This is a genomic window from Dulcicalothrix desertica PCC 7102 (genome assembly GCF_003991905.1).
GTDB lineage: Bacteria > Cyanobacteriota > Cyanobacteriia > Cyanobacteriales > Nostocaceae > Dulcicalothrix > Dulcicalothrix desertica.
Genome location: NZ_RSCL01000083.1, coordinates 1 through 5,174, shown reverse-complemented (window position 1 = coordinate 5,174; position 5,174 = coordinate 1). Strand labels below are relative to the sequence as shown.

Genomic DNA, 5,174 nt, shown 5'->3' with positions numbered 1-5,174 from the left:
CTTCGTCATCCTGAATTTTTGCTTTTTTCTTGGTTGTAATCTTTTGTACTTCAAATTGAAGTGCGGAATGTGGGTTATTAAATAACATTACATCCAACCAAACAGGCGCCCTCCTACAAAAACTCCAAAACGCTCTCACTCCAAAGGGCGCCTATAACCTAAGATAAATATGCCACCCCAAGCCCAAATTAAAAAATGTCGTCACCCTTGCTACCAATAAATAACATGGATGCCCGTCACAGAGGCTTACTACCCTCGACGGCTGCCAATTATTTAGATGCAGCACGGGTATGCTTAGACAGACATCATACTCCACCACAAGAATTTACCCTCATAGATGATAATAATGAATCACTAGCTCTCGTTGATTGGAAAATAACTTCAGAGCGGGATAAAAACGCTTGGGCTAATCAAGATGATGCAACTCGTGATGCAGCTTATGCTTTTGCACTAGCAACTACAGAACTACTACGAGGATTGGTAGCAGTAAGAAGAGCAGAAACCCGCACAGGCGCCGATTATTATATAGCACCAATTGGTCAGGAAGTCGAAGACCTAGAAGGATGTTTTCGGCTTGAAGTTTCCGGTACAAACTTAGGCGTATCAGAGATTAAACGACGTTTACGGGAAAAAGTAGACCAAGCATTACAAGGAGACAGCAACTTGCCAGCCTTAGCTTGTGTAGTTGGATTCCGCGTTAAATTAATAATGATACAAACGGTAGAACCTTAATTATGAGTTGGGTATCACATCATTCTCAAAGTGAGCATTATGCTAATTTAGCCGAAGAAGCTCTTAGAGAGCAAAATAATGCTCGTGCTATAGAACTTTATCGACTTGCGGCAGAAGCAGAAATTTTAGCGCTCGAAGCTTTAGAACCAACTAAAACAAGAACCATTGGTATTACAGCAGTCAGTGCAGCCTCTCTACTATACAAAGCACAGGAATTTCGTTCTTCCGAGCAACTAGCTTACCAATGGTTAATAACCGACTTACTCCCAGCTTTTGCCATCCGTCAATTACAAGAGTTACTGCAAGTAATTTGGAGTTCAAGAGAATTAGTGCAAAAAAGAGCTTGAAAAAAAGGTTCTGTAGCTCCTCAAACAGGATGGCGCCTCTAAAATAACCATACAACCCGTTATATTGTACTATCTACATCCTCACTTACAAGTTCACTTAACGTCTTCAAGCGAACAGGTGGCTGATTAGGAAGCTCAACCAAAATAGTTAAATTACCCCCTATAGCATCAACATAGTTCCTCAAAGTAGACAGCAACATATCAGACTCTCTTTCCAGACGTGACACATTAGATTGTGGCATTTGCAAACTTCGTGAAACTTCCGCCTGCGTTAACCCTACAGCTTTTCGCAACTCCTGCAAAGTAATATATTCAGCTTCTAATTCTTCAGCACGAGCCAGTATCCGTTGCTTACGCTCTTCTGGCAACTTATCCCATATACTTTGTAAATTTTTCCCTTTAGTCATTGGTTCTCCTCCTCCTCTTCCTTTTCTTTCTGCTTCTTCAACTGGGTCAAATGGTCATCGAAGCGTTCATCCGCTTTTTTAATAAGTTGCTTATAAAACTGTTTCTCACTCATCCCAGATTTATCGCCGGCAACAAGTAGAATTGCTTGACGTTGCGGATCAAAAGCAAATGCAACTCGCCACACACCGTCCGAAGCTTTAAACCGTAACTCTTTCATATTTGTATGCTTAGAACCATTGAGTGTGTCCACATGAGGTCTATTTAACAGTGGTCTATACTTTTCCAACATCGCCACCTCTGCTAATAAAGCATCTTGCACCGCCTCAGAAAATTCCAAAAACTCCTGTGCAAAAGAAGCATACAATTCAACATTCCAACACATACTAATACATTATCATTCATGATATATATCGTCAATGATATTATTTTTTGTGCTTTTTATATAGAGACGGCGCCTAACGTTTCCTCCCCCGTTTCCTACCAACGCGCGCGGCAAGCTTATTCGACAACTCCAACTGGTACTGATTCTTATTATCCTCATACGCCAAAATCACGCGCGGGTCAGCATGTCTACTAAGATGTTGTACCTTCCGGTAATCACCCTTCGCCAAATCCAGCGCTTCCGTAATACCGCTATGTCTAATCCTGTGGGGAGACATCCTTTTACTAATCCCCGCGCGCGCGCAAGTCATCCTCACAATTGCATACAACCCATCTCCACTCAACTGGCGCCCAAAATTATGAAAATCCATCGCAATAAACAGCGGGTCAGTTGGCTTCACACTATCACGGCAACGTAACCAACTATATATAGCATCTGCAACAGTCCTATTCAAATCCACCCTCACATCATCATTCCCCTTACCCTTTCCATACACCCGCAGTACCGACTCCTGATAATTAAAATCACTCACCTTCAACTTAGCAATCTCAGAGCGCCGCAGCACATTCGACCAAAACAGTAAAAACAAAGCATAATCGCGCTTACCCTTATCAGTCCTCACATCAATAACATCAAACACCTTATTATATTCATCCACCCTCACCCCAGAAGTATCCCTGTACTTAGTCACCCGCAGCGACTCAATGCGGTCACTATCAAACCGATAACTGCACCGCTTCAAATTCCTCCCCGCTTTAATCAAAAACTTAATAGCCGCAAGATACCGATTAACCGTAGCCGACTTCCTACCCGAAGCAACCAAATAATTCTTAAACTTCAAAATCAACGTATTAGCAGACTCCTCATCCAAACCCCAAAACTCCTCAACGTCATCTTGTATAGGCGCCCGATTTAAGAAATACTCAAAAAACAGCTTAATATTCCCCGCATACCCCCGCTGCGTAGTTCCTGCCTTCTGCTGCAACTCAGTTAAAAAATCACTCCCATGTCGCAACTCACCAGCTATCGAACGCAGCTGACCCGACATATAAGTAACGATTTCCTGGGACTTCCCACCACTCATAGAGATGTTTTGTGTTCACGACAATGCATCTTTTCATTAACGCTCAACCCTCCACACACTGGCATCCGTTTAGCTACGCAAATGTCGGTTCGTCCGCGAACCGACAGCAAAAGCAACAACTTAGTACAAATCAACCAAACAATCCTACTCTTACACTAGGCAGGCGCCGCATCACCAGGTTATTAGAAGCAGCAAGGCGCCGAAAAACAACTCTATTCCTACGCGCTTTCCAGAGAGCGCTTCTTCGTCGTAATTAAAACCGTGAACATAGAGTTAGCAATTAAACATAGTACCAAATCAGAAAAAATTGGTACGGAGGTAACTTTGTTTAAGAATAATAGTTTAATAATATTACTGAAAACCCAAGATGAAACTAACTAAAACTCCTCTTCGTACCATCTCCGTACCATAAAAAATAGGGTTTCGTACCAAAAAAAAGGCTAATTTCGTACCAAAAATAGACCAAAAAATGGTACGAAGTAACAATATATGTACCATTAGGCGGTACCTGGTACATGGTACGGTACCATAAAATTAAAAAAAATTTTTTTTTCTATAGGCCATAATATGTCCTCCTAAAAAAAAATTTTTTCTCCGTACCATGCCAAAACCGTACCATTTTTTGGTACGATTTTCGTTTTTCGTACCATAAAAAGTTGGTACGGAAACGCAAAAAAATGGTACGAACAGGGTTTTTCGTACCATCGTCCGTACCATCACTGTACCATTTTATTTATAAGACCGTACCAATCAGTTTTTAGGTTAGTAATCTCAAGTTTTACTAATATTTATTTAGCTTAAATATTAAGAATATTATTTATATTGTTTACTAAAAACAGCAATTAAAAACAGCAAATTATAAATGATAAAAACTGAAACCAAAATATTGGTACCAGTGTAGGTTCCCATTTGATGTAGTGTTGAGTGTTAAAATAACTGGGAAATCATAAGGGCGAAATTGGGTACATCGCTTTTATGCCTATATAGTTAAATTTGTAATTTCTAAGGTTTTTCTTATCCCGGTTTTCTGTTCCATTGCTGCCCACGTCGCGATTTAAAATGGTTTGGTTAAGGAAGAACGTGAGGGGTGTAGGTAAGGATGCCAACTTCTGAACAGTTAAAGCAGTACTTTAATTTGACAATATATTTGACGCGCTTGGGTATGTACCGATAAATTTAGGAACCCTTGACCGACGTACAGGTAATGTGGTTATTCTGGCAGGGCAAGAAATAGTAATTGAAATTTACCCATCTCAATATTAGGGTGTTTGCTCGGATGCCCACCCCACAAGAGAATTTTGAGTATTTTTTTTGGAAAATCTCCACCATTTAAACGACCGTTCACTGTTTCTTCAATATTTGGGGAGTCAAATGTTCTGGAATTCCGTCTAATTGAATAACACTGCATCCAAGTTTATAAGCAAACTCTACAGATTCGTCGGCACCTATAGCATTATAAAACCCTGTGGCAAACTTAATTGCAGCTTCATCACCAATAGCCTTATTCATCCCCACCACATACGGAACATGTTTAACTATTTCTTTTGCTTGAACTTCGGAGTAACAAGCGTTGAGGACAATACATTCGATGCAAGAGGAGAATAACTCAAATAGTTGAGCTAGTGCAAGTGTATCTACAAACCGGAAATTTCCGGTTTCATCTTCTAGTACTAAACCATCTTCTCCGGCACCGTGACCAGAGAAATGGACTATTTGTGGTTTGTAATCTAACAATGCTTGGTATACATCTTGAACACGTACTGCCCAGCGTTGTTTCAGGTCAAATAGTTCTAGTTTCTTAGCTCGTTGTAATCTTGAGTCAATTTCTCGCACTTCTTCATCTAATCGTAAAGTCGAAGTACCTCTGGGATTTGCTGCTAAAATCAAAATAGTTTTGGCACCATTCTGGCTTTGTTTTTGTTCTGCTGCATAATTATGCTGAATTCCAATTAAGTCACCATGTACTGTAACATCTCCTGCGTTAGCATTGCCAACAGGCGCATGAAAAGTAAAATAATTTTGCTTTTTTGGAGCTTCTGACATAATTTAATTCCTTTTATTGATTTGGTTGGTTATTTTGAATGCCAATTTGATTACCTCTAATATTTACATCTCCAGTATTTACGGCACCGACAGTTCCATAATAACCCACATTCCGCACTTCAATTTGAAGTACAAAAGATTACAACCAAGAAAAAAGCAAAAATTCAGGATGACGAAG

The 5,174-nt window shown here is 40.1% G+C and carries 9 protein-coding genes; 4 read left to right on the top strand and 5 right to left on the bottom strand.

Annotated features, from left to right (window positions below):
• Positions 1-195: 195 nt before the first annotated feature.
• Positions 196-732, top strand: coding sequence for a hypothetical protein (locus DSM106972_RS50790; RefSeq protein WP_233787004.1), 537 nt, complete (start codon positions 196-198; stop codon positions 730-732).
• Between the two features lie 2 nt (positions 733-734).
• Positions 735-1,079: a hypothetical protein gene (locus tag DSM106972_RS50785; protein ID WP_127087828.1), complete on the top strand. Its 345-nt coding sequence runs from the start codon at positions 735-737 to the stop codon at positions 1,077-1,079.
• A gap of 59 nt (positions 1,080-1,138) precedes the next feature.
• Here the strand turns inward: DSM106972_RS50785 and relB are convergent, their stop codons facing one another.
• The 3 genes from relB to DSM106972_RS50770 form a co-directional block, all read right to left on the bottom strand.
• Entirely contained in the window at positions 1,139-1,486 is a 348-nt protein-coding gene (gene relB, locus DSM106972_RS50780) for a type II toxin-antitoxin system RelB family anti-toxin (protein ID WP_127087827.1), read from the bottom strand.
• On the bottom strand, positions 1,483-1,869 hold the full coding sequence (locus DSM106972_RS50775) for a type II toxin-antitoxin system RelE/ParE family toxin (RefSeq protein WP_127087826.1): 387 nt from the start codon (positions 1,867-1,869) through the stop codon (positions 1,483-1,485). The genes relB and DSM106972_RS50775 overlap by 4 nt, the downstream gene beginning before the upstream one ends.
• A gap of 73 nt (positions 1,870-1,942) precedes the next feature.
• Entirely contained in the window at positions 1,943-2,917 is a 975-nt protein-coding gene (locus DSM106972_RS50770; protein WP_233787993.1) for a tyrosine-type recombinase/integrase, read from the bottom strand.
• A 59-nt stretch (positions 2,918-2,976) separates the two neighbouring features.
• On the opposite strand from DSM106972_RS50770, the gene DSM106972_RS50765 reads away from it, so the two are divergent.
• Together DSM106972_RS50765 and DSM106972_RS56135 are read left to right on the top strand one after the other, a co-directional pair.
• Entirely contained in the window at positions 2,977-3,210 is a 234-nt protein-coding gene (locus DSM106972_RS50765; RefSeq protein ID WP_127087824.1) for a hypothetical protein, read from the top strand.
• 886 nt (positions 3,211-4,096) lie between these two features.
• Positions 4,097-4,216, top strand: a complete 120-nt coding sequence (locus tag DSM106972_RS56135) for a DUF6888 family protein (RefSeq protein WP_411675408.1) — start codon at positions 4,097-4,099, stop codon at positions 4,214-4,216.
• Here the strand turns inward: DSM106972_RS56135 and DSM106972_RS55280 are convergent.
• Positions 4,164-4,298, bottom strand: coding sequence for a hypothetical protein (locus DSM106972_RS55280; protein ID WP_267901252.1), 135 nt, complete (start codon positions 4,296-4,298; stop codon positions 4,164-4,166). The genes DSM106972_RS56135 and DSM106972_RS55280 overlap by 53 nt on opposite strands.
• Positions 4,295-4,996, bottom strand: coding sequence for a CHAT domain-containing protein (locus DSM106972_RS50760; protein ID WP_127087823.1), 702 nt, complete (start codon positions 4,994-4,996; stop codon positions 4,295-4,297). The genes DSM106972_RS55280 and DSM106972_RS50760 overlap by 4 nt, the downstream gene beginning before the upstream one ends.
• Positions 4,997-5,174: the final 178 nt, after the last annotated feature.